Genomic DNA, 25,154 nt, shown 5'->3' with positions numbered 1-25,154 from the left:
ATGGAATATAGATTTAAATTTTGTCTATCTTAAAGTAGAATTCCATAATGGATAGCAGTCCTAAATAATTTATTATAATTCATATAAAGTATGCCCAATTTTATAATAGTTTGGTTAAAAAGTTAGGTAAAATCAAGCACCACATCTTCACCTCTTAATATTGCAATAGCTGGATATCAAGTACTTGAAACATCCCGACGTTAAATTAAAGCTTGCTAGTTTTTACTATCAATTAACCATCCTAATTGAACACCATTAGTAGTAATATATTCTTCCATCTTGACTTTTAGTTTTGCCAAGCTGTCATTTTTAGAACAAATTTCAATTACAAAATCAGGTGCTATATTCAAATTATTCCCTGTACCCTTCTCCTGCTCTGCGTTCTATTGTGTGTATTTGCAGTTTGCGATCAAAAAAAGTCGATAAAAGATTCATAGGAACTAGACAAATAGCTTTTTTCCAGAGACGATATAGTAATATCTATCACAAACAAATTTTGGCTTTTATATTCTCTCTCTAGATAAAAAATCTTTCTCTCGGTAGATAGGTGTACTGACATTATTAGGAATGCTATGTTACCAATATGACAATAGTAAGACAAAACACCCTAAATAAAACCGTAAGTACTTCAGTAAACACTCCAGAAACATTGGCAGAACAGGTTATTGAAGCAGAGCGGATGCGTGACGTTCTGCTTTTGCTGCAAAACTTGATTAATAGTGAAGAAGCTACTGTAAAACTAATTCTGGATTGTCTCTATGATGTTGGTTCAGTTAATCTGATCAACCAAAAGCTTCGTATAAAGCCTCTAAACAGGGTGATGAAATTAATTGCCCGAATGTCTAAACCAGTTTTTAGAACTTTAGCTTTAAATTGGTTTAAGAAAAACTGTCCTCAACTGATTACTGATTGGCTACACTCGAAGGTAACTTTTAAAAGTAGCGAAAATATACCTCAACAAGTAGCTGTTGAAGTTGCAGAACTTCAACCATATCCTATACCACCGACAGAAAATCTCAGCCAAGAGATTAAAAATCTGCGTTCCCAGGTTAGATGGCTAGTTGGGATTTCAATAATAGCGATCGCTATTTTAGCAGTGACAGCAATTAAGTTAAACTGAAACCCATAAGTAGCACCATTATCAAATTTAATAGATTCAGCAAGATATTTTCGGCGTAAGATGCACTTGGGTTCTAAAAACTCTAGCAGCCTCGTTGTATTGCCAGCATATTTAAATAGCTGGTTCAGCATATATGCTAATTCGGACTATGACTTTGCCCAAACCTACCTTAGAGGATATCGAAATACATCTCCTCTTGGAAGGTGTGTATCAGTATTATGGCTATGACTTCCGCGATTATGCTCCTTCCTCACTCAAGCGCCGCATTCAGAGCTTCATCCAATTGGAGGGGTTAGCTAATATTTCTGCCTTGCAAGAGCGTTTACTGCACAACCGTGCTTATTTAGAACGATTTTTGCTTGCTCTGACGGTAAATGTAACATCAATGTTTCGCGATCCGAGCTTTTATAACACCTTCAGAAATCAAGTTGTCCCCTTTTTGCAAACCTATCCGTTTATTCGCATCTGGCACGCTGGATGCTCTACGGGTGAAGAAGTCTATTCAATGGCAATTCTACTACAAGAAGAAGGACTTTATCACCGTTGCCGGATATATGCAACTGATACTAATGAGAAGGTATTACAAAGTGCTAAAAGTGGTATTTTTTCCCTAAAACTGATGCAGGAATATACTCAGCTTTACCTGAAAGCAGGCGGCAAGAAGTCATTTTCAGAATATTATACAGCAGCTTATGACAATGCTATTTTTCGAGCATCCCTAAGAGAAAACGTTGTGTTTGCCCAGCATAATTTAGCAACTGACAGTTCTTTTAATGAGTTTAATGTCATTCTTTGTCGTAACGTCCTGATATATTTCAATCAGGTACTTCAAAAGCGGGTACACCAACTGTTTTATAATAGCCTTTGCACCTTTGGTATTTTGGGTTTAGGAAAACAAGAATCCATCAGATTCACCTCTTATGAACAGCACTATGAAGAGATAGTTAAAGGTGAGAAACTATATAAGAAAATAGCTGGTGCTTAAAATTTTGGTTGTGTAAAACAATTTTAGATTTTAGATTGAGCGTAAGTATTTTCCGTATAATAAAGTTGCAATTCTGTCAAAAGACAGTCTGTCAAACATTTTTAATTGTGTTCAAAAGATACACTTAGCGATCGCTTAAGGTAAATTACACATTAAAGTCTTAAAGGAGATTGTCGATGCAGCTTCTGGAATGTCCTCCTGTTGCAGTCATTGCTGGAGAAAATGCGGTACACGTTTCTCAATTACCTTCTACATGGCAAGACATTGCTAGAGGAAACACGAGTGTCGGACTTTCCCATCCCCAAAGCTATGTTGAGATGGCGCAGTTGTTCCTATATAAATTACAGCATGGTGACGTTGACTTGTTTAGCGATCGCCCGCAACTAGCTCACTTGATACCCTCATTCTCTCAGCTATTTGCACAACTAGCATGGGAAACCCTAGAGTTTTTTGGGCAAGACTTTCTCAAAGACAGCTATCCGAACTTTGCAGAAATTCTCCAAAATGTGGAGTCAAAGGGGACAGAATATGCTGATGAAGTAAAAGTGGCTCACATTGGGATAGATTTATTCAACGAATTTGGTTATGAACTACCTGCCAGCTTCTATCATGTCCATCTAGCACCAATTTACCGCGATCATGTTTTTGAAGAACGTGCTTTAAGATTTGACCCCCGCGATATCGAACACAAACGTTCTTGGGATGCCATACTCCATGCAGGTAAGGTGTTTGCGATTCAGATGAAGGTGCAAAGTATTGCCTCAAAGTACGGTTTTACTTATCAACACGGCTGTGGTTGCAACTCTCACCTATCTTCCATTGATGTATCTCGTGGGGCCTTTGAATATGAATTGAGTCCCGAAAAGCGTCAGCGATGGATTCGCAGTTTCATTTGGACTGCTTGGTATGAGTATGCCTTATTTGCGATCATACCAAATACGAGTTATTTGGTTTGATTTGAAAATCCTTATAGAGACGTAGAATTTTACGTCTCTATATCAAGTTCATACCTCAATTCAGCAACGCCAGCGATTCTCATTGAAATCAGGTACAGAAGATGAGAAAAGATAGAATAGTCTCAATTGAGGAGAACTAACTAAAGAAAAACGTAATGGGAAATCCATTTCCGGGAATGAACCCCTATTTAGAACAGCCAGAACTTTGGCATCAAGTTCACAATCGTTTGATTGTAGCTATAGCTGATGATTTGACTCCTCAAATCGCGCCTAAATACCGAGTTTCCATCGAAGAGCGAGTTTTTAAAAGTGTAGATGATATCTTACTGGTGGGAATTGCTGATGTAGCAGTTGCTAATCGGAACACTACAGATACTGGCACAACTTTGACAGCTGCAAAACTTACCGAACCCAGTAAAGTAAGAGTTCCCATACCTGAACAGCTAACTGAGCGATTTTTAGAGGTAAGAGCAACTCAAAGTAAAGAAGTTGTTGCTGTAATTGAAATACTTTCACCCAAAAATAAACGCTCCAAAGAAGGTAGAGCCGCTTACGAGAGCAAAAGACAGAAAATTTTGGCTTCTGCAACCAACTTGGTAGAAATCGACCTCTTGAGGCAAGGAGAGTCAATGCCTATTTTTGGAGCTACAGCCGCAGATTATAGTATTTTGGTCAGTCGCAGTTACAACAGACCTGATGCAGATTTATATACTTTCAACTTAAAAAATCCAATTCCTGTTTTTCCTGTGCCTTTGCGTGAGGGAGAATCTGAGCCAATAGTTGACTTGCAAAGGTTACTAAATCAAGTTTACGAACGTGCTAGATTTGACTTGGCAATTGATTATACACAACCTTTAAAAATATTGCGCTCACCAGAGGAAGAAGCTTGGATGAGAGAAATTTTACAGAGGATTTAGGGACTTTCACATAAAAAAATATCCCATTGCTTTTACGGTAGGGAGCAAGGGAAAGAAAATCGTTTTGATTTAGTGAAATCTTAATGGTCTTACAATAACATTAATCATCCCCAGCGATCGCTCAAACAGTCTGCTGGGGATTTCTTATTTTCTACTGCCAGACGTAGATGAGGATAAACAAAATAATCCAGATGACATCGACGAAGTGCCAGAACAGTGAGGTTGCATTCACACCGAAGTGGCCTGTGTCGTAGTTGCCAGGGATGAAAGAACGTACCAAAATAATTGACTGCAACAGAATGCCAGTAAAAACGTGCAAACCGTGGAAACCTGTTAGCAGGTAAAACGTTCCGCCAAATACCCCTGTGGTGAAGCCAAAATCGAGGCCGTTCCATTCAATCCCTTGCCCAACCAAAAAGTAAGTTCCCATCGCCATTGTTGTCAAGAGAAATAGGCGAAATTTTACTAAGTCATGGCGTTGTAGGGCGCGTTCTGCTAAGTAAATTACGAAGCTACTGGCGACAAGAATTATTGTATTGATTGTCGGTTCTTTTACTTCTAGCCCAGAAACACCAGCTGGTAGCCAGTTAGGAGTTGTTGTTTTGTAGATTGCATATCCGGCGAAAAAACTCAAGAAAATGACGCTTTCTGACAGGAGGAAGACGATGAAGCCAAACATTTTGTTGCCTTCTTCATCGTGGGTATGTTCTGCGGCTGTGTGGTGCGATTCAGGGGTATTTATATAAGTGTCCATTTTGGTTTTAGAGGGGGGAGTTTGAAACGCAAAGGTTCGCGGAGGGAAGCGCAGAGGTACGCGGAGGGTTTTTGCGTCTTCCCGATAGTTTGCGTTTATTCTGGGAGGTTGGATGTTAAGGGTTCTGATTTGCCGTAGCCGTAGGGTTCGGAGATGATGATGGGGATTTCTTCAAAGTTTTCTACTGGAGGGGGTGAAGAGACTAACCACTCTAGTCCAATTGCTCGCCAAGGGTTAGCGGGTGCTTTCTCGCCTTGCATCCAAGAAATTATCATGTTGAATATGAAGGGCAAAGTGGACATTCCTAAGAGAAATCCGCCGAGGCTGGCGATGATGTTCCAGAATTGATACTCTGGGGCGTAGGAAGCAACTCGGCGTAACATCCCTTGCAATCCCAAGGGGTGCATGGGCAAAAAGTTGAGGTTAGTGCCGATGAAGGCTAACCAGAAATGGATTTTACCCCAGCTTTCGGAGTACATCCGCCCGGTCATTTTGGGGAACCAGTGATAGATGGCAGCATACAAGCCCATCGTCACGGTGCCGTAGAGGACGTAGTGGAAGTGTCCCACTACAAAGTAGGTATTGTTAACGTGGACATCAACGGGCACGGAGGAAAGCATGATGCCTGTGATTCCGGCGAAGACAAACATGATTAATCCGCCCAAGGCAAATAGCATGGGGGTATTTAGCCGCAGTTTACCGCCCCAAATAGTTGCTACCCAAGCAAATACTTTAATTCCTGTGGGGACAGATACAAACATCGTCGTCAGCATGAAAATCAACCGCATCCAGCCTGGTGTACCACTGACGTACATGTGGTGTACCCAAACAATACCGCTAACTATTGCAATCAAGATCGATGAAACGGCAACTACTTTGTAACCAAATAAGGGTTTACGTGAATAAACTGGGAAGATTTCTGAGAAAATCCCGAAGATGGGCAAAATAATCACGTAAACGGCAGGGTGGGAGTAGAACCAGAAGTAATGCTCAAACATTACTGGATTACCACCCTTGGCGGGGTCGAAAAAGGCGGTGCCTGCTGTGAGGTCGAGTAGTAGCATCACCGCACCTGCTGTCAATGCAGGTAGTCCGAATAGTTGGATGATTTGGGCGCTAAATACTGCCCAGACAAACAAGGGCATTTTGAAAAAGCCCATGCCTGGGGCCCGCATCTTGACGATGGTGGTGACAAAGTTCACTGCCCCCATAATTGAGGATACGCCGGATATTGCCACGGCTAGCAGCCAGAGAACTTGACCATTGATTAAGTTACCTGTGGGATTCTGGAGACTGACTGGCGGGTAAGACCACCAACCGGCTTGGGCTGGGCCACCAGGGACAAAGAAGCTACCCATCATGATAATTCCGACTACTGGCACCATCCAAAAGGCGACGGCGTTGAGGCGGGGAAATGCCATATCTCGCGCCCCAATCATCAGGGGTACTAGATAGTTGGCAAAACCAACTAGTGAGGGAAATGTCCACAAGAACAGCATCACAGTGCCGTGCATGGTGAACATACCGTTGTAGACGGTGCGATCGACTAAATCTGATTCGGGTGTCATCAGTTCTCCCCGAATCACCATTGCAAAGATGCCGCCGACGAGAAAGAAGAAGAAGGAGGTAACGAGATACTGGATACCAATTACCTTATGGTCGGTACTAAAACTGAAGTATTCTTTCCAGTTATTGGGAGATTCGTGGTTAGGCTTCTCATCAGGGAGAAGAATACCTTCAATAGGAACATTAGTCATGGTTACTTTCCTTTCAACCAGGTGAATTAACTAGAGGAGGTGCAGCAGGTGGAACTGTAACCCAACCAGTTTGAACTGATTGATGGGATGTTTGGGCATACTCAGAAGCTGCCTGATTTTTTGCTGGAGATGGCTTTTGGGTTGCAGCTTTTGCTAGCCATTGCTGATAATCTTCAGGAGATTCGACGACTACATTCGCTTGCATCGTGGCAAAGTATGTACCGCTATATTGGGAATCGGTCAATCGGTATTTGCCAGGGCGGATGGGAGTAAATTCAAAGTCGATCGCGTGGTTGGGAATAATATCCTGCTTGAGGCGAAATGCAGGTATATAAAAGCCGTGGAGAACATCCTGCGATTTTAATGCTAAACGTATCCGGCGATCGCTAGGTAAATGCAATTCGGTACTCGTAATATCTCTTTCTGGGTAATGAAACACCCACGCCCACTGTTTAGCGAGTACGTCGATTTTCTCAACGGGTTCTGCTAAAGCGTTAGCTGGGGCATCTTTTGGTTCTGCATAAGCCGATTCCATTCCCAATGGATTATGCAGGTGGACTATTTCCGATGGGCCTTGAATTCCCATTTGTTCGTAGACTTGGTAGCTATAGCCCGCAATCCACAACACTAACAGAATGGGAATTGCTGTCCAGACAACTTCTAGGGTGATATTACCTTCAATTGGAGGGCCATCAGTGAAGTCATCTTTGACTGCCCGATGGAAGATCACAGAATACATCAGAGTACTTGTTACTCCCAAGAAAATGAAGGCACCGAGGGTTACTAAGAAGCTAATCAAATCATCAATTAGTAGGGATTCGGCTGCTGCTTGCGGGGGAAGCCAGGAGTAAGCCTGCTGACCGATCCAGAGACTGGTAACAGTCACTGCGATCGCGCCTGTAAGCAGCGTCAAAATATTTAAAATCTTCTGGATTTTCATTGTCTTTGGTTATTGGGCACTTGTACTGAGCGAAGTCGAAGTATTGGGAATTGGGCATTGGGCATGGGGCATTGGGAATTGGGCATGGGGAATTGGGCATTGGGCAAATGACAAATGACAAATGACCAATGACTAATGACTAATCCGCAGCAAATTATCTGCTGTATTGTGTACGCCAAACTCGGCAGCCATTTGCGCCCCTAGTGTCCCGTGGACGTACAGAATGAACATGATTGCTATGCCTGCCAACAGATAGATCCATTGCACTTCTCTATCTGTCTGTTTATATTCTTGTTTGGCCCAAACGAAGCGCTGCCATGCTCTCCAGATGGTCAGGACAACAATCAGCGCTAATAAAAACACACCACCTACACCATGCCAAAGCATAGTTTCCATTGCCTGCAATCCCCAGGCACTTTTCATATCAGCTGCTGGTGTTGCCAACAGCATTTCGTAAAAGCCTGCTGCCACTGTGAAAAATGTGATGATGCTGGCAGCTAGCATGTTGTACCAGCCAACATCAAATAAGTTGTTACGTTCCACAGTAATTGCTAAAAATTTGAAGACCCATTTTTCAAAGGGGAACAGAACACCCACAATATCAAAGGTCATCCCAATGATGAACAAACCTATTGTCAGATGGACTAAGTTGGGATGAATGGGAATTGTGTAAGGTAATCCGTTTGCGCCTAAAGAGCCGCTCAATTGATCAATTAATTCTGAGTTCATCGCAACAGACCATCCTTTACTGCTTCCACAACTGGCACTGTATGCAATCCATACACCCAAACAAGTTCATCTCCGAGATATACTTGCAAGCCAACTATCAAAGTTAAAACTAGTCCGGCTCCCAAATAATAAATTGGTAATTTTTGCGGGTTGCGGGAACGAATTACATAGCGCCAAGCTGTAATTGCTGTGATGATTCCCGAAAGCGACCAACCAATCAGCGTATGCAAATTCAGTACCGATTTAGCTAGGCTGTAAGGTTGTGCTAAACCCGCTTCAAACTGACCAAAAATGATCGCAACGAAGATGGCGATCGTGGCAACTACCATATTCCACCAACTCACCTCAAAAAGACTGGATTTACCAGTAAAATAGCCAATTACATCGCAGAAAAAGGAAAACAATACCATCGCAATTACGAAGTGGACAACGATGGGATGAACCGTATCTGGATAGGGTAAATTGTGGTCGTTCAATGATGTAAAATACTCAAACATTGGATTCTCCTGGACATATCTACCGCACTGTGGTTAAACAACTTTGGATTTTGGATTGCCAATTTTGGATTTCGACAGCGCAGTGTTAACGAATAATGGAGCGTCTTTTAGATTTATTCCGCCCCTGATTGGGTATACACCAGAAGACCCTAATCCAAAATTTAAAATCCAAAATCTAAAATCGCTAGTCAAACTTCCATGATTGATAGATACTAATATCACCACAAGTATCCATCTATAATTGACCGGAATATGTTCAATATGTGCGCGGTGCAATACGCTTAATCATGTCTTAGCTTTTTGCAGCTAAATCTCGTCAGCTTACCTACAGAGAATATTTTTAATGGCGATTAATTTCCTCATGCCAATAGTCTGCAACAGCAACTTTTCATGGAGCTAAACTAAATTGCTGTTGTTTTTTGATTTGCTTAACCTATCTTTTAGCTTAAGTAAATTTTTATGAATTGTCAAAACAATAATAATTAAATTTTTAAAAGTTAATTGTTTACAAAAAAATATTTATATAATGTAGCGATTCTGGCATTAATGAAGATTTTAAAAAGCCTAAAAATCATACTTTTCTGTCAATTAGTTCACAATGATAAAATTTCTAATTGTAATGGTTATGACAAAAATATATAATTTTGACTAGTTGGTGTAAATGCTAATCAAGATAGGTTAGTAGCTGTGTGTTGCAGGAGAATGCTAAAAGGATTTTATGAGCCATCAAGTCACACTAAGATTAGTCACACTAAGATTAAAGCCCACATTCTACAAGTGTGAGGACTAAACAAGTGTCGTTTAAAATTGTGGTGATTGGTACTTCTTTAGGTGGATTATCAGCATTAAAAATTATCTTGGAGAAGTTACCAGCAGACTTCATAGTGCCGATCGCGATCGTGCAACACCGTCACAAGGAATCTAACAACACACTCCAGGAATTATTGCAAGAATCTACTTCACTACCGATTCGAGAAGTGGAAGACAAAGAAGAAATACTATCAGGACATATCTATCTAGCTCCAGCAGATTATCACTTACTGGTTGAACCAGGTCACTTTGCGCTTTCAACTGATGAGCCGGTTTCTTATGCCAGACCATCTATTGATGTGCTGTTTGAGTCAGCAGCCGATGTCTACACTGAGCAAGTGATTGGTATAATATTGACAGGGGCCAATCAAGATGGTAAGCAAGGTCTTAAGAAAATAAAAGCGCGGGGAGGAATAACTATCGTACAGGAACCCACTACAGCCCAGAGCGATATTATGCCAGAAGCCGCAATTTCTGCTGTTACAGTAGACTGGATTTTGACACTCTCAAACATTGCTTCCCAAGTGGTCAAGCTTTGTCACTCATCACGGAAATAAACCCATGCAGATGGAACCCAAAGTAAACATCCTCCTAGTGGATGATAAACTAGAAAATTTGCTAGCACTAGAAGCAATCCTGGAAAAACTGGGAGAGAATTTGGTGAGAGCCACTTCTGGGGAAGAAGCTTTGAGGTGTCTGCTACATCAAGACTTTGCAGTGATTTTGCTAGATGTGCAAATGCCTGGAATGGATGGCTTTGAAACTGCTACCTTGATTCGCAATCGGGGGCGATCGCGTCACACTCCTATTATCTTTCTCACTGCCTTTAGTACCAGCGACCAAATGCTGTTTAAAGGCTATGCCTTGGGTGCAGTTGATTATTTGCTCAAACCATTAGACCCCAATATTTTGACTTCCAAAGTCACAGTATTCGTAGAACTATTTAAGAAAACAGAAGCCATCAAGCAACAAGCAGCACAACTGGTAGCTGTGAATGCGGAACTCAGGCAAAGTGAAGAACGATTGCGATCGCTAAGTACCTGTTCACCCGTCGGCATTTTTGAAATTGATACTGAAGGAGGATGTAGATATACTAATCCTCGCTATCAAATAATTTGTGGCTTGAAGGCGGCAGAGAGTTTAGAAAAAATCTGGCTGGAATCTGTACATCCAGAAGATAGAGAACGAGCAGTTGTTAGTTGGTCTACCTACATTTGTGAAGGTCGTGACTACTCTGAAGAATTTCGCTTTCAAACTGCTCAAGGCATCATTCGTTGGGTTCAGGTTCGCTCATCACCAATGCTTTCCGGTCAAGGGGAATTGCTGGGATATGTAGGCACTCTCGAAGATATTACTGAACGCAAGCAAGCAGAAGAAGTCCGCGCTCAAGTAATTAGAGAACAGACCGCAAGACAAGAAGCAGAAGCAGCAAATCGGATGAAAGATGAGTTTCTTGCCGTTCTCTCCCACGAACTCCGTACACCCCTCACCTCGATGCTGGGTTGGTCAAAAATTCTCCGCTCTAAAAAACTTGATGACAAAGCCACTTCCCGCGCCCTAGAGGCCATTGAACGCAATGCCATATCTCAGATGCAACTAATTGAGGATATCTTAGATGTATCCCGAATTATCCGTGGACAGTTGCGATTAAATGTCTCTGCGGTAAATCTCATCTCAGTGATGGAGGCAGCTTTAGAAGCAGTGCGTCCCTTAGCAGAGCCAAAAGAGATTCAATTAAATACTATATTAGATACTTCAGTCGGTTCAGTTTATGGCGATCCAGCGCGGTTACAGCAAATAGTATGGAATTTACTAACTAATGCCATTAAGTTTACCCCCAAGGGCGGCAGGGTAGAAGTGAATCTGTCAATAGTTTGTGGTGAAGAACAACAAACAACTCAAAAATACGCCCAAATTAAAGTTATCGATACGGGTATTGGCATCAGTTCCGAGTTCTTACCGAAAGTATTTGAGCGTTTCCGGCAAGCAGACAGCACCACAACGCGATCGCACAATGGACTAGGATTAGGACTAGCGATCGTCCGTCATTTAGTGGAACTGCACAAGGGTACAATATCTGCCCAAAGTCCAGGCAGTGGACAGGGAGCAACCTTTACGGTGAAACTACCACTGCTACAAGACAATCGGGGGAACAGGGGAAATAGAGAAGCCACAGGAGAAATTTCTTCCCCTGTGGCATCGACACCGCTTGCTGGATTAAAAGTTTTAGTTGTAGATGACGAAGCAGATACCCGTAACTTTCTCCGTTTTATGTTTGAGGAGTATGGAGCGATCGCCACTGCGGTAGCATCAGTTGATGAAGCATTAGCAGTACTTGAGCAAGCAAAAGCAGATATCCTGATTAGCGACATCGGCATGTCAGAGCAAGATGGTTATACCCTAATTCGGAAACTGCGCTCTTTAGAACCAGAAAAAGGTGGATGTATCCCAGCGATCGCTTTAACAGCATATACGCGGGAAGAAGACCGCTTAGAAGCGCTTTCAGCAGGGTTTCAGCAGCATTTATCTAAGCCAATAGACCCCACTAAATTGATTGCGATGGTTGCCAATGTATTAAAACTACCTGTTCAAGTTCCAGTAAGTTAGTGGGTGATTGGGCATGGAAAAGAGGCAGAGGGGCAGGGGGCAGGGGGGCAGGGTGAAAACTCTTCTCCCTTGCTCCCTGCTCCCTGCTCCCTCATCTCCCTCATCTCCCCCCCATGCCCAATCAAGACGAAGTTACGGTATGTTTTTTCAATTCTTCTAAAGAAACCACTTCCAAAGCTCTAGCATGGGTTGCAGAGAGAATGACGGGTGGAGCAACGCCAGCTTCGAGAGCTTCTTGCCAGCGAGAAGCACACAAACACCAGCGATCGCCAGGCTTCAATCCAGGAAAATTAAAATCAGGAACAGGTGTGCTTAGGTCGTTCCCCCGCGATTTGGTAAACTCCAGGAATTCTACAGTCACTTCGGCGCATACGACGTGCGATCCGAAATCCTGACCACCTGTGCGACAAAAACCATCGCGGTAAAACCCAGTCATAGGAGAAGTGCAGCAGGCTTCTAGATTTCCACCGATTACGTTTTTAGCTTCTATCATCATTAATTTATTGCACTTGACTTTTCACTCCGACATAAGCCTATATTGACACTTCCCTAGTTAAATAAAAATTGCTATCCCTGATTAATTCACAAAAGCATGGAATTCTAGAATCAACTCATATTTAAGCTGCCAATATTAGGGTTAGGGACTTCCAACAAATAAATTATCCAATCTTGTGGGGTGGGCATCTTGCCCGCCTTGTTTTTTTCGTGGCTTACTCATAGCTCAAATCAACATCCTTGTGTTGAGTTTAACTATTGAGCTTTAACCACTTGACAAGATTTTATTTTTCTTAACTTGACACCAATGGCTTTTCGGCCCATCCCACAAAAATAGATAAAATCATCCCGTAAATATAGCGGTTCTCGAATGGATACAATACAGTTTAACCTCACTTCCATTCCTCTCTCCTCTAGTCCCCCTTAAGAAGGGGGATTTAGGGGGATCTTAAACGATTTTGGTTTTATACAAAGATACCCGATTATAAAACTGTACTTCCGTTAGCGTAGCGGGGCGTAGCCCATTCCGACTTATCTAATTTGTTGTATATTAACCAAAAAAGCCACCTAGTTCTAGGTGACTTATGTATGATTACAATTGGATTAAAATTACCGTAATTTTAAACAGCGATTATTGATCAATACAACTGGGAATACCCAAAACCGCGCAGGGAAAATTATAACCTAATGCCTCAATCATCGGATGATTAACAGATTGGCAACCGAGAAATAGAATATCGGCAGCTTCTGATTCAACAACTTTGTGAAGTTCTATAGAAATGCTACCAAACCGCAAATGAGATTTGAAGGAACCTTGCCATTCTTCAGCTAAACTTCGGGCTTGCCAGAGAATTATATCTGCTTGTTGCAGGGGAGTTACAACTGTCTGCAATTTGGGTTGAGTTAATACCTGTGTGACAGACTTTGATACTTCACTAACTTGACATTCAAATGAAGGCTGTTGTGGAAAATTCAATATATTTGGATATTGACTGCTTTGATTGTCTTCTACCACATAAACGGCTTGGACTGTAACTTGTGCATTAGTAGCTAAACGAGTTTGATGTGCAATCCAGAAAGCAATATCTAGCGCCGTATGACTGTTAGGAGATGCGTCATAAGCAACAATTAAATTAACTGCTTTTGCTTTTTGAGGTTCTTTAGAAAAAGGTTTTTTTGGTTCTGGCACTAGTACCATTTGGTCAATTAAGTCATCTCTACCTGTGGCACTTTGCAGACGTGCTAACATTGGCTTGATTTGCACAGCTTTACTTCTCCCAATGAAATGAATTAGTAATGAGAAAGAAGCAGGGGGACAAATTTTGGATTTTGGACTTCGGCTACGCTCAGTCGAACAATTTTGGATTTTAGATTGAGTAACGATAACCAAAATTTAAAATCTGAAATCAGTCAAGGAAACCCCAATAATAACTGGATTACAGCCAAAATCTTGGGGGTTCCTTCCATTGCCTACGGAGTTAGCTGACGGGCTAAGACTGGAAGGTGTCTCTCGTAAGATTAGCCCCAAACATTGGTTCCTCCGTTCCAAATCCAGCTTTCATGAATTTGAATTAGGCTACCCACTAAAAAAAATGATAATCTAATTTACTCGTCTTGGGTAAAATATCGATCGAGGAAATTTAAGGCGTGGTTGCGGAGTTCAAAATATTCTTTTGAGTTTCGCATGGCGGCGCGAGCCTCTTTCAGAGGAGCTTCGCTAACGCGTGGACGCTCAAAAGGAACTTCTAAAATCTCCCCTATAGTAGCAGATGGGCCATTAGTCATCAAGACGATGCGATCGGACATATAAATTGCTTCGTCTACATCGTGTGTAATCATCATCACTGCTTGCCGATGGTTTTCCCAAATATCCAATACCTGCCGTTGCAATTTGCCACGAGTTAGCGCATCTAGTGCCCCAAAAGGTTCATCCATCAGCAACATTTTAGGACGAATTGCTAAGGCTCTGGCAATGCCTACTCGTTGTTTCATCCCTCCAGAGATTTCATCAGGATATTTGTCAGCTGCCGCCGTCAAGTTTACCATTGCCAAGTGTTCATTTACAATGCTAATTTTTTCAGCCCGATTAGCATTTTTTAGCACTTCATCCACAGCTAAACGGATATTTTCTCGGACTGTTAACCAAGGTAACAGCGAATAGTTCTGAAATACCATCATCCTTTCGGCTCCTGGCTGACAGATTTCTTTTCCATCGAGCCGGACTGAGCCGGAAGTGGCTTTTTCTAAACCAGCTACTATCTTTAATAGGGTTGATTTTCCACAACCAGAGTGACCAATTACAGAAATATATTCATCTTCACCAATCGTTAGATTAACTCCATCTAAAACGACAAAGTTATCTTTATCAGGTGTCGGATAAGACTTGACTAAATTTTCAATTTCTAAAAATCCAGGGCGGGGAAGAACTCCGGTCTGGGTATTAATAGGTAATGAGGTATATTCCATCATCAAAGGCTCCCGAAATAATTTAGTCAATCAATTTTGGATTAACCGCGACTTGTACCGAAAATCTAAAATCTCAAATTGCCAGGGTCAATATTTAATTTTGGAATTTAAGACATGAAAAAGTTAGTGGGAGCGTTAGCCCTGATAGCAAAACTATTTAGATAACCTACAGGATCGCTGGGGTCGAAGCCTTTCTTATCTATAAATACTTCTGGTGGTTCGACCTTGTAATCATCCTTTGGACATTTGATGCCCATTTCAGATGCTATCTCGCGATATAAATCTGTTCTCCAGCCTTGTCCGGCTAGTTTCTCAGCATTTTTGGGGAATTTCTTAATTTGTCCCCACCGCGCTGCTTGTGTCATTAACCAGAGACTTCTCGATCTCCATAAGAATGTTGAGTGTTCTCCTGGCTGTTTGGGAAGGTTGTCAGGAATATCGAAGAAAATTGTGGTGTCAGCAGCTTTGATGATGCGGTCTTTGCCATCAAAGCCGCCATAGTTATAGTTGCCGAGAATTCCCGGACCAGTAAATTTCGTAATTGGAGCATTTTTGTTTTTTGGTTTTGCACCTGTAAAAGAGCGCTCTGTAAGCAGTTCGGCTACTTCTTGGTGGTTTTCTACTTTGCTGCAATACTGGCAAGCTTCAATCATTGCCTTGACTAAGGAACGATAAGTTTTGGGATATTTGTCGATGAAAGGTTCCATCACTCCCAAAAGTCGATCTGGGTGTCCTAACCAGACTTCTTTACCTTGTGCAAAGGTAAAGCCGATGTTTTCGTTACCTGTTATTGCCCTTGTATTCCAGGGTTCTGCAACCATGTAAGCTTGCATTGCACCAATCCGCACGTTTGTCACCATTTGGGGAGGCGGAACGATGATGACGCGAAACTCTTTAAGCGGATCAACTCCTGCGGCGGCGGATATGTAGCGGACAAAGTATTCGTAAATGGCGGAACTTAATACTACCGCCCAAACTCTGTTTTCTGGCGGTTGCTTGTCAAAGTAGCCTCGGAAATCACGCCCAAAGGCTTCTAAAGCACCATCGCCATATTTTTCTTGATATTCATACCACGGACGCAGCCCAAAATCCCACATGGCTTTGTTCATGGTCATGCCGTTACCGTGGCGGTGGATGGTCATGGCTGCACACAAGGGGGCGTGGCGTGCGCCTTCAGCACCAATTCTGGCGTTGGTAACGGCACCAGATACTACGGGTGAAGCATCTAGGCGACCAAATATTAAACCGTCGCGGGAGGTGGCCCAACTGGCCTCGCGGTTAAGTGTAACGTTCAAACCATATTTGCGGAAGAAGCCTTTTTTCCAGGCGATCGCAAATGGCGCACAATCATTAACGGGAACGTAACCAATTGTCAGATCGGATTTTTCTAGGTCTTGGGATCTAATTAATGGTTGTACAGCTAAAGCTTCTTCTGTTAGCCCTTTGGCGGATCTATCTCCTGAAATTCCACAGGAGGACAGCGCTATTCCAGTTGTGGTTGCTCCTATTCCCTTAATAAAATCTCGTCGAGTCCAGTTTATATCACCCATTTTTGTAGCTCCATGTCACACAATTTTGGATTTTGGATTTTGGATTTTAGATTGACCCCAGCAATCAAGTTAGGAGCTTGTCAATTAATTTTAGACTTCGACTACCTACGCTCAGTCGAACGATTTTGGATTTTAGATGTATTCTCGCGTTTAAATTCGCTTGCTCTCAGACCTTTTTATATTTTGGATTTTGATTCAATTCCAAAATCCAAAATTTAAAATCTAAAATTCGATGATGAATTGCTCACGCTCCAAGCGCAGAGTCTGGTTACATCTTGCTGTTTTGATAGCAGTCGAATTTTGTTAGTTGGAAGCTTTCGGGCGATGGGTGACTAATTCTTCGATTTTGCCCACGGCGTAATCCAAAATTAACCCAGTTAAGCCAATTATGAACACAGCTAAAAAGACTGAACTCAGGTTTAAACGACTCCATTCATCCCAGACAAAAAAGCCGATACCAATACCACCTGTAAGCATTTCCACGGCGACGATTACTAGCCAAGCTATGCCTAAACTAATTCGTAAACCTGTAAAAATATACGGTAAACTTGCAGGCCAAATTATTTTGGTAATCCGCCTCCAACGGGGCATTTCTAGCACTTGTGCCACATCTAAATAATCTTTGGGAACGCTAGAAACTCCTAATGCGGTATTAATAATTGTCGGCCATAAGGAGGTAATAAAAATTACAAAAATGGCGGAAGGATCTGCTAAATTGAAAATTGCTAAGGCGATGGGCAGCCAAGCTAAGGGCGATACGGGTTTAAAAATTTGAATGATAGGATTGAGAGCTAGCATTGCCGGTCTGGACATGCCAATTAAAAACCCCACAGGAATCGCTACTACCGCACCTAACAAAAAACCCAGTAATACCCGGCGCAGACTTGCGATCAATAACCAACCAATTCCCAAGTTACCTGGGCCTCTTTGGTAGAAGGGATTTAAGATATAGTCTAGATTAGCGATGAGGGCTTCTGGTGGGGTGGGCATTAATTCATGGTTGGCAAGTGCAATAATCCACCACAGCACAATTATTCCCAAGAAGCCCAATACTGGTAAAATGAATACATCTCTGAGGATGACAGGTTTTGTCTTTTTCCACGCAGCTTGTGTTGCGATCGCTGCGATCGCAGCCAAATTTAGTTGAAATATCATTTACGACCTCAAAAGATTTAAGTGCAGGTACAAAAAATTCGAGCAGTACCAGCCTTGGACACCGATGAGATCGGAACATTATAAAAATGCCGTCTCTTCAGTCTCCTCCCAATGCCTACGAAGTTAGCTGACGGGCTAGGGCTGAGAGATGCCCTTCTTTTTAGAGTGCTGAGTACCTAGTGCTGAGTGCTGAGTTAACTCTTCACTTCTCACTTTAACTCCTCACTTTCTATGAGATACGCCCCACAATTTGGTTCCTCCGCTCCAGCGTTATGCACTGTGACACGCTGAATTAGGCTGACTTACTCTAATGGATACTAAATTATGGACAATATAACATTGATGCTCAGTAAAAGCCATCTATCTGAGAAGAAATGTTGTTTATTTAAATACCAGAATTCAGCGGCTCTACTTGCTTCTGGGTAATAAGTACAATTTATACTTTTAATGGTGTTGTGAGTCAACTTCTTGCACAGAAAACTAAACAATATAGCTTAGTCAAGCATCAATATTGTTATCTGCTTGTTTAATATTTCTTAAGAGAATATAGATTATACTGGAAGAATTTTAGACACGGAGAGTTAATCAGCAAAAAAATGAATATGTAGAATCTATTTCTTTTGGTAGGTGAATAAAATTCCCAAATTTGGTAAAAAGCCACCGCAATCGTTAAACTAATTGGATATGGCAGTTTGCTCATCTATCTCCTAGCTGAATTTAACATAATGGATTTTAGTCAAATACTGGCTGAAAAAACGGATACCATTCTCGATAAATGGATTACAGCAGTTCGCAAGGATAGACGGATTGAAAGTGCTGATGACCTATCTTATACAGCAGTAAAAGATCATATCCCTGATGTTTTACAAGCAATGGTAACAGTGCTTTCAAAATCTCAGGATAATGATATTCAGTCGATAGTTACTGCTAGTTTTCAGCATGGAGCTATTCGAGCAGAACAAGGTTTTGACCCAGCAGAAATTGCCAGAGAATATCATCTGCTGCGAACAGTAATATTTGATGCTCTACAAGCAGATTTATTGGGGGGAACACCTGGAGATATAATTCGTTCTATGCGTCTGATTGACGCTATCATAGACGAAGCGATCGCTCGATGTTTTAAGAGTTATGTTGACGAACGTTTGCGAGAATTACAGCAGTTGCAATTATCACTAACGCTCCATAATGAAGAACTTACGCGCTTAATGAGCGCCAATCAAGAGTATCTTTCGCAACTAGCCCACGAATTGAAACATCCTCTAACTTCCATTATTGGTTACTCTGATCTGTTTTTACGCCAACAACGACGCAAGACACAGCTAAAAGACACCTCAGCTAATTTAGAACATATTGAGCGGGTACTGCGTAACGGTAGACAATTACTCCACCTGATTAACGATGTATTAGAACTTTCGCGCTATGAAGCAGGACAGATAAAACTCCAACTAGCACCCACAGATGTGCGTGAATTAATTGATAATGTCTGTGAAATGTTGGAACCTTTAGCTGCTGAGAAAAATTTAAAAGTGGTGGTGGATTGCGATCGCGCTCCTAATGAATTAATCACAGATCCTTTTCAATGCCAACAAATTGTGACAAATCTTATTAGTAATGCAATTCGCTATACAGAGTCGGGGACTATTATTATAATGTGTCAGGTGTTGGAGAACCAGAGATGTGCGATCGCAGTTTCTGACACTGGAATTGGCATTGCACCAGAAAACCAAACCCAGATATTTGAACCCTACTTTCGGGTGAGTTTTAGCGATCGTCCCTATCTCCCTGATAGTACAGGATTGGGGTTAGCGATCGTTTCGCGGTTAGTAAAACTACTCCAAGGTACAATTAACCTAGCATCCGAGGTAGGAGTTGGTTCTACCTTCAGTGTAATTTTGCCTTTAGAAGTGAAGATGTGAGAAAGTTTAAAGTATATTTTTAAACTTATAAAATACCATATCCTGTATGTTGCCTGACATTTTGCGGGTGAAATCCTAAGACAATTTTATCTTTAGGAATTCCTGCTGCTACTAATTCGTAGGTTACGCCATCTTCTGTGTCATCTCGTTGTATCCAGATTTTGCCATCAATAATGTCAATATCAACTAAGCAGCCATGAATTCGCTTTATACCATCCCATCCTAGAGTTATCAGTAAATAGCTGTCATTTTCGCTATCAAAGACTGCTTTACATTCAATAGCTGCGTGGGAATAAGGAATTTGTGTGTAGGGTACTAATACTTGTTTGATGATGCGTCGATAATTATCTAAGGTATCCATTGGATAATCCTCTCAGTTTCTGGATTAAAAACGACTAACTTTAGATTCTCGGTCTCTATTAAAAGTGTACCAATTGGTTCCTCAAACAAAGCTGTAAATACGCTGTCGCGCACCGCCAAATACAATGTTCTGTTTGGTTCCAAGCGATGGATAACAGCACGATACATGATAAATCCCCCAATGGCATCTTTGAGGTCTGCCATTTCTGAAGGACTCACAAAACTTTTAATTTCTACGGCTATTTTTTTAGTTCCTTGTTCTGCGGCTAAAAGTTGTTTAGCTCCTAAATCTACATACATATCTTTTTGACCCCACTTTAAATGTAGAGGGTCATCTGTAATTATCCAGCCTTCTTGAATTAAGGCATTCTTAACAGCATCATGATAAATATCTCTTGCAGGCATATCAAAGTATATTAATTTAAACAACTATTCTTCGACTGGTTCTGATTTGATTTATGCGCCTCTACGTGAGAGAAAAATATTTTTACAACAACCCTTGTTTTTTTAACTTAGCTAGTGCATCTTCAGCAGCAGCTTTCTCTGCATCTTTCTTATTGCGTCCCTTACCTTCACCGTAAATTTTTGCATCTACCAATACTTTGGCGATGAATTCTGGCGCGTGAGAAGGGCCTCCTATTTGTTCTGTGAAATATTTAGGAGGAGTGGGGGTAACGTTGCGTTGCACCCATTCTTGAAAGCGATTTTTTGAGTCTACATTAGAACGAGACACAATTATATGTTTAGGATCTACAGAATCAAATAGTGGTTCTATAATTGCGCGAACTGCTTCAATATTAGAATCATTATCCAAATAGTAAGCACCAAGGACTGCTTCAAAGGTGCTACTGAGCAAATTAGGATTTTGGTAGCCTCCATCTCGAATTGCGCCTTTTCCTAACCGCATTCTAAAGTCTAAACCTACCTCCTCGGCGAACTTTGCTAATTGTTTCTCATCTACCAGCGCCGAACGTCGCCGGGTTAATTCATCTTCTCCCATTTCTGGGTGACAACTATATAGATACTCACCACTTAAGAAATTCAGCAAAGCATCACCGAGGAATTCTAGGCGTTCATTATGTTCGCCTTCTGTGGGGTTTTCATGGACATAAGAACGGTGGGTAAGCGCACGGCGTAGAAGTTTTTCATCATGGAATATCAGAATTTTGTGCATTTTATCTCGTGTCTTGTTGCAGAAATTGACTGTTGGGAAACTTGACAAGTGTTCTTTTGTTTAGACATGAAAAAACCGCAAATCGCGGTTTTGGTAAAACCCAGTTTAGAAAAACTGGGTTTTTAAAAGCTATTTTAAGCAGCCAGTTTGTCTAACTCGATTAAAAACAATTCCTGACTTTGCTTTTGAACTTTACCATCCCTTACGGCAGCAGCAATAAACTGACTAAAGTTTTTAAACTTCTTGCCGTCAAACATAGAGATAGAGGAAAAACCCTGATATCTATGGCAACGCTGACGCATCAATTTATCAATGTATCCAAATCCGGTAGGCTTGCCTTGGCTTAAGGAAGTTTTAGTACATTCAATTAGGCACTCTACAGCCTCATTGTAATTAAGAGGCTGAGTCTTGTAGCTAACTAATTGAGACAATTCATCTACAAAGTGAAATTCATCAGCACGCTCTTTCAGCTTTTGTTTTACATTACCTCTTTGTGCAAAAATTATGACATTTACACCCTTTTCTTGCAGAAATTGAACTGCGTTTACAAAGTCGCCATCTCCTGACGCAAGGATAACTATATCTGGGGACTGATTGTTATACACATCGTCAATTAAATCAGATTTAAGTTGATTATCTGCACTGTTCTTTAAAGAGCAAGTAACATCTTCACATTTAAAACCAATGCGTTGGAGATTAGTTTTTGCAGAAGCCTGGTTTTCAAATAGTGAATTATAGTATACTTTTCTACTAATCAAACTTCCTTTTGTGATGGCAAAAGCAAACAATAAACTTGCTTGTTCTTCGCTTAAATAAACATTTTGAAAATCGCAATAGATGCCAACCTTTAGTTGCTGCTGGCTTGTTTGTCTATTGGAAAATTGATTAGCGTGTGGCATTGTAATATATCCAGAATTCGTTTGTAAACCGGACAGCTTCAACAAATTACACATCTAGCAGTAGCAGGGCTTTATACAAGGAATGTGTACTCAAAAAGTACTACCCTGCAATAAAAATATCTACCGTCGCTTTCGTTTGGTTTAAGTCTCAGCAGTAGAACTCCCAGTTTCCTAGCAAGTTTCGCGTCATCCCCTCCCCTGAATATTTATCCAAACATCTCGTCTTCCCATTGAAAGTCTAGTCAATCAGTGTGACCTTACATTGGACTGAATACTCAGCCGAAGGGATGACACGAAGCTCGGCAGGAAACTAGGAATTCTGCTGCTGAGACAACCACCAAAAACCTGCGCTTTAGAGTGCGGTTACTTTGCTGTCTTAAATAAAGAATTGCATAGCGGCTCCTGGATGTCAATATAATTATTTATGAAGATTTCGTAAAAGCGCTCACCCATATCCATAAACTTTAAAAATGCTCTATAGTATTATTTAAATAATATTTTACCTAATAAATAATTTACGGTTTGCTTTGAGCGATCGCACCATACAAAATGCCCAAAATTTTCTTAATATCCTTAATATAATATTCACTCAAATCAATCGAAACTATATTACCTTCAAGCTTGAGAAATTGCCAAAGCGTACCGATAGTAACAGCACCATATATAGCTTTGATTTGATTTCCGCCTCTCTCGTTAAATAACTGAGCAGCTACCATTTCAGCGATACATTGCGCCAAACCAGACCTCAAATTCTCATTTTTACTTTCTACTAAGACAATCACCGGACTGCGTATAAGTAACTGCTCCGAAGAAAGACTCAAAATAAAATCACAAAATCCGTTTAATCCTCGTTGAATATCGACAGTGAAATCAACTCCAGAAAACAAACTTATCTCATAATTAAATTTGCGTCTAATTTCTAATAAAATTGGAGGCGATCGCACTTATATTCTAAATGTGCCAGAAATTGGTATGCTAAAGGCCGAGACTCGCTATAAAAGCAAACAATGCCTGCGCCTACTATCAACCCCACCATCACTGCCTTTCCCTTGAGTGCCGTAGTCGGTCAAGAAGCAATTAAATTAGCCTTGCTGTTAGCCGCAGTTGATCCTGGTTTGGGAGGAGTAGCGATCGCAGGTCGTCGCGGTACGGCAAAATCTGTAATGGCTCGTGCTATCCACGCTCTACTACCGCCGATTGAAGTTGTCAAAGGCTCAATCAGTAATTGTGACCCCAATCACCCAGAAGAATGGGACGATCAACTTTTGGCGGAGTACGCAGACAAAGATATTCAAGATGTACCCGTCGAAATCATTCCCGCGCCTTTTTTACAAATCCCTCTAGGTATTACAGAAGACCGACTATTAGGTTCAGTAGATGTTGAAAAGTCTGTAAAACAAGGTGATACCATTTTTCAGCCTGGATTACTCGCTACAGCAAACCGGGGTGTACTGTACGTAGATGAAATTAATTTATTAGATGACCAAATATCAAATCAGCTTTTAACAGTATTATCTGAGGGACGCAACCAGATTGAACGGGAAGGGATTAGTTTTCAGCATCCGTGCAAATCCTTATTTATTGCCACATACAATCCAGAAGAAGGCGGATTACGGGAGCATTTGTTAGATAGAATTGCGATCGCCCTCTCTGCTGACGGTGTACTCGGCTTAGATCAAAGAGTAGCAGCAGTTGAAGTTGCGATCGCTTATTCTAAATCTCCTCAAGATTTCCTCAAGCAATACAACGAAGATTTAGATTCCCTCAAAACCCAAATCATCTTGGCACGGGAATGGTTGAAAGAAGTCATCATCACCCATGAACAAATTGCCTATTTAGTGGATGAATCCATTCGTGGAGGAGTTCAGGGACATCGCGCCGAGTTATTCGCCACGCGGGTTGCCAAAGCTGCTGCGGCTTTGGAGGGACGGACAACAGTCAATGCCGAAGATTTGCGTCGTGCTGTAGAACTGGTAATTGTACCACGCGCCACAGTTGTGCAGACACCGCCACCCGACCAAGCACCACCACCGCCACCACCACCGCCACAACAGAATCAAGAAGAACCCCAGGACGAATCTGAAGACGAAGAACAAGACGAACAGGAACAGGAAGAAAATCAAGAGCAAGAACCCCCCAGCATCCCGGAAGAGTTTATCTTTGATCCAGAAGGGGTAATCCTGGATGACAACGTGCTGTACTTTACTCAAATGGCGAAGCGGCAAGGTAAATCTGGTAGTCGCAGCGTCATATTTTCCGATGACAGGGGACGCTACATTAAGCCGATGTTGCCCAAAGGGAAAGCACGACGCATTGCAGTAGATGCTACCCTCAGAGCAGCTGCTCCTTATCAAAAAGCACGCAGAGAAAGACAACCAGATAGAAAAGTTATTGTCGAACAAGCTGATATTCGCTCGAAACGCCTGGTACGCAAAGCCGGGGCGTTGGTAGTATTTGTGGTAGATGCTTCTGGCTCAATGGCCCTGAATCGAATGCAATCGGCTAAAGGTGCAGTGATGCAACTGTTAACAGAAGCTTATCAAAACCGCGATCAAATAGCATTAATTCCCTTTCGGGGAGAACAGGCAGAGGTATTATTACCTCCAACACGTTCTATTGCCTTAGCGCGTAACCGCTTGGAAAGGTTGCCCTGTGGTGGGGGTTCGCCCTTGGCACATGGTTTAACTCAAGCTGTGCGCGTTGGCTTAAATGCCCAGATGAGTGGAGATATAGGGCAAGTTGTCCTTGTAGCAATCACCGATGGGCGGGGTAATATTCCCTTAGCGCGTTCTTTGGGTGAACAGCTAGAACCAGGAGAAAAGCCAGATATCAAAGGAGAATTATTAGAAATTGCTGCCAGAATCCGGGCTTTGGGGATGCAACTATTAGTAATTGATACGGAAAGTAAATTTGTGTCTACTGGCTTTGCTAAAGAATTATCGCAAACAGCAGGCGGTAAATATTATCATTTGCCAAAAGCGACAGACCAAGCTATTGCTGCTATGACTAAAGGTGCGATCGCTGATTTAAAATCTCGTTAGCCGATATAATTCAGTATCAGGGGGAG

At 41.7% G+C, this 25,154-nt stretch carries 23 protein-coding genes, 1 pseudogene and 2 riboswitches; of the genes and pseudogenes, 8 read left to right on the top strand and 16 right to left on the bottom strand.

Annotated elements, in window-relative coordinates; translation table 11 throughout:
* Positions 1 to 215: 215 nt before the first annotated feature.
* Positions 216 to 350, bottom strand: coding sequence for a Uma2 family endonuclease (locus HWQ36_RS03225; protein WP_366828305.1), 135 nt, complete (start codon positions 348 to 350; stop codon positions 216 to 218).
* Positions 351 to 583: 233 nt separating this feature from the next.
* Here HWQ36_RS03225 and HWQ36_RS03220 point away from each other — a divergent pair, with 233 nt between their 5' ends.
* The 4 genes from HWQ36_RS03220 (at position 584) to HWQ36_RS03205 (ending at position 3,978) form a co-directional block, all read left to right on the top strand.
* Positions 584 to 1,120 (top strand): hypothetical protein, encoded by a 537-nt coding sequence (locus HWQ36_RS03220; protein ID WP_292698010.1) that lies wholly within the window; start codon positions 584 to 586, stop codon positions 1,118 to 1,120.
* Between the two features lie 148 nt (positions 1,121 to 1,268).
* Complete coding sequence (locus tag HWQ36_RS03215) at positions 1,269 to 2,105, top strand: protein-glutamate O-methyltransferase CheR (protein ID WP_292698091.1); 837 nt, start codon at positions 1,269 to 1,271, stop codon at positions 2,103 to 2,105.
* A gap of 176 nt (positions 2,106 to 2,281) precedes the next feature.
* Positions 2,282 to 3,061 (top strand): hypothetical protein, encoded by a 780-nt coding sequence (locus HWQ36_RS03210; RefSeq protein ID WP_292698008.1) that lies wholly within the window; start codon positions 2,282 to 2,284, stop codon positions 3,059 to 3,061.
* Between the two features lie 155 nt (positions 3,062 to 3,216).
* Positions 3,217 to 3,978, top strand: coding sequence for a DUF4058 family protein (locus tag HWQ36_RS03205; protein WP_292698007.1), 762 nt, complete (start codon positions 3,217 to 3,219; stop codon positions 3,976 to 3,978).
* A gap of 151 nt (positions 3,979 to 4,129) precedes the next feature.
* Here HWQ36_RS03205 and HWQ36_RS03200 read toward each other — a convergent pair whose 3' ends face one another.
* From HWQ36_RS03200 to HWQ36_RS03180, 5 genes are all read right to left on the bottom strand, one after another.
* Positions 4,130 to 4,732, bottom strand: a complete 603-nt coding sequence (locus HWQ36_RS03200) for a heme-copper oxidase subunit III (RefSeq protein WP_292698005.1) — start codon at positions 4,730 to 4,732, stop codon at positions 4,130 to 4,132.
* Positions 4,733 to 4,827: 95 nt separating this feature from the next.
* Positions 4,828 to 6,489 carry a cytochrome c oxidase subunit I gene (ctaD, locus tag HWQ36_RS03195; protein WP_292698003.1) on the bottom strand — a complete coding sequence of 554 codons (1,662 nt, stop codon included), beginning with the start codon at positions 6,487 to 6,489 and terminating at the stop codon, positions 4,828 to 4,830.
* 13 nt (positions 6,490 to 6,502) lie between these two features.
* Positions 6,503 to 7,429 carry a cytochrome c oxidase subunit II gene (locus tag HWQ36_RS03190; RefSeq protein WP_292698001.1) on the bottom strand — a complete coding sequence of 309 codons (927 nt, stop codon included), beginning with the start codon at positions 7,427 to 7,429 and terminating at the stop codon, positions 6,503 to 6,505.
* A 132-nt stretch (positions 7,430 to 7,561) separates the two neighbouring features.
* The gene (locus HWQ36_RS03185; protein ID WP_292697999.1) at positions 7,562 to 8,158 is read right to left on the bottom strand and encodes a DUF2231 domain-containing protein; all 597 of its coding nucleotides are present in this window, start codon (positions 8,156 to 8,158) and stop codon (positions 7,562 to 7,564) included.
* A complete protein-coding gene (locus HWQ36_RS03180; protein WP_292697997.1) occupies positions 8,155 to 8,655 on the bottom strand; it encodes a DUF2231 domain-containing protein in 501 nt (166 codons plus the stop codon). Before HWQ36_RS03180 ends, HWQ36_RS03185 begins: the two co-directional genes overlap by 4 nt.
* Positions 8,656 to 9,449: 794 nt before the next feature.
* Between HWQ36_RS03180 and HWQ36_RS03175 the strand changes: the two genes are divergently transcribed.
* Complete coding sequence (locus HWQ36_RS03175; protein WP_292697995.1) at positions 9,450 to 10,022, top strand: chemotaxis protein CheB; 573 nt, start codon at positions 9,450 to 9,452, stop codon at positions 10,020 to 10,022.
* 4 nt (positions 10,023 to 10,026) lie between these two features.
* Complete coding sequence (locus tag HWQ36_RS03170) at positions 10,027 to 12,072, top strand: response regulator (protein WP_292697993.1); 2,046 nt, start codon at positions 10,027 to 10,029, stop codon at positions 12,070 to 12,072.
* 121 nt (positions 12,073 to 12,193) lie between these two features.
* Here the strand turns inward: HWQ36_RS03170 and HWQ36_RS03165 are convergent, their stop codons facing one another.
* The 5 genes from HWQ36_RS03165 to ntrB all read right to left on the bottom strand — a co-directional run bounded on the left by HWQ36_RS03165 (position 12,194) and on the right by ntrB (position 17,738).
* Positions 12,194 to 12,565 carry a DUF2237 domain-containing protein gene (locus HWQ36_RS03165; RefSeq protein ID WP_292698089.1) on the bottom strand — a complete coding sequence of 124 codons (372 nt, stop codon included), beginning with the start codon at positions 12,563 to 12,565 and terminating at the stop codon, positions 12,194 to 12,196.
* 633 nt (positions 12,566 to 13,198) lie between these two features.
* Positions 13,199 to 13,816, bottom strand: coding sequence for a universal stress protein (locus HWQ36_RS03160; RefSeq protein ID WP_292698087.1), 618 nt, complete (start codon positions 13,814 to 13,816; stop codon positions 13,199 to 13,201).
* A gap of 206 nt (positions 13,817 to 14,022) precedes the next feature.
* Positions 14,023 to 14,155, bottom strand: a riboswitch (cyclic di-AMP (ydaO/yuaA leader).
* 17 nt (positions 14,156 to 14,172) lie between these two features.
* On the bottom strand, positions 14,173 to 15,033 hold the full coding sequence (locus HWQ36_RS03155; RefSeq protein ID WP_292698085.1) for an ABC transporter ATP-binding protein: 861 nt from the start codon (positions 15,031 to 15,033) through the stop codon (positions 14,173 to 14,175).
* 107 nt (positions 15,034 to 15,140) lie between these two features.
* A complete protein-coding gene (locus tag HWQ36_RS03150; RefSeq protein ID WP_292697991.1) occupies positions 15,141 to 16,583 on the bottom strand; it encodes an ABC transporter substrate-binding protein in 1,443 nt (480 codons plus the stop codon).
* A 303-nt stretch (positions 16,584 to 16,886) separates the two neighbouring features.
* A complete protein-coding gene (ntrB, locus tag HWQ36_RS03145; protein WP_292697989.1) occupies positions 16,887 to 17,738 on the bottom strand; it encodes a nitrate ABC transporter permease in 852 nt (283 codons plus the stop codon).
* A gap of 97 nt (positions 17,739 to 17,835) precedes the next feature.
* Positions 17,836 to 18,047: riboswitch (cyclic di-AMP (ydaO/yuaA leader) on the bottom strand.
* A 416-nt stretch (positions 18,048 to 18,463) separates the two neighbouring features.
* On the opposite strand from ntrB, the gene HWQ36_RS03140 reads away from it, so the two are divergent.
* Positions 18,464 to 19,654, top strand: a complete 1,191-nt coding sequence (locus tag HWQ36_RS03140; protein WP_292697987.1) for a HAMP domain-containing sensor histidine kinase — start codon at positions 18,464 to 18,466, stop codon at positions 19,652 to 19,654.
* A 25-nt stretch (positions 19,655 to 19,679) separates the two neighbouring features.
* On the opposite strand, the gene HWQ36_RS03135 is transcribed toward HWQ36_RS03140, so the two are convergent.
* The 5 genes and pseudogenes from HWQ36_RS03135 to HWQ36_RS03115 all read right to left on the bottom strand — a co-directional run.
* The gene (locus HWQ36_RS03135) at positions 19,680 to 20,015 is read right to left on the bottom strand and encodes a XisI protein (RefSeq protein WP_292697984.1); all 336 of its coding nucleotides are present in this window, start codon (positions 20,013 to 20,015) and stop codon (positions 19,680 to 19,682) included.
* A complete protein-coding gene (locus tag HWQ36_RS03130; protein ID WP_292697982.1) occupies positions 20,003 to 20,419 on the bottom strand; it encodes a XisH family protein in 417 nt (138 codons plus the stop codon). Before HWQ36_RS03130 ends, HWQ36_RS03135 begins: the two co-directional genes overlap by 13 nt.
* A gap of 82 nt (positions 20,420 to 20,501) precedes the next feature.
* Positions 20,502 to 21,188, bottom strand: a complete 687-nt coding sequence (rnc, locus tag HWQ36_RS03125) for a ribonuclease III (RefSeq protein ID WP_292697981.1) — start codon at positions 21,186 to 21,188, stop codon at positions 20,502 to 20,504.
* Positions 21,189 to 21,322: 134 nt separating this feature from the next.
* The gene (locus HWQ36_RS03120) at positions 21,323 to 22,087 is read right to left on the bottom strand and encodes an NYN domain-containing protein (protein ID WP_292697979.1); all 765 of its coding nucleotides are present in this window, start codon (positions 22,085 to 22,087) and stop codon (positions 21,323 to 21,325) included.
* A gap of 515 nt (positions 22,088 to 22,602) precedes the next feature.
* Positions 22,603 to 23,019: pseudogene (locus HWQ36_RS03115) on the bottom strand (hypothetical protein); the annotation flags it as partial.
* 75 nt (positions 23,020 to 23,094) lie between these two features.
* Here HWQ36_RS03115 and bchD point away from each other — a divergent pair.
* On the top strand, positions 23,095 to 25,128 hold the full coding sequence (gene bchD, locus HWQ36_RS03110; RefSeq protein WP_292697977.1) for a magnesium chelatase ATPase subunit D: 2,034 nt from the start codon (positions 23,095 to 23,097) through the stop codon (positions 25,126 to 25,128).
* Positions 25,129 to 25,154: the final 26 nt, after the last annotated feature.

Source organism: Nostoc sp. NMS2 (genome assembly GCF_017115105.1).
GTDB lineage: Bacteria > Cyanobacteriota > Cyanobacteriia > Cyanobacteriales > Nostocaceae > Nostoc.
The sequence above is the reverse complement of the archived record's forward strand: the minus strand, read 5'-3'. Positions and strand labels throughout refer to the sequence as shown.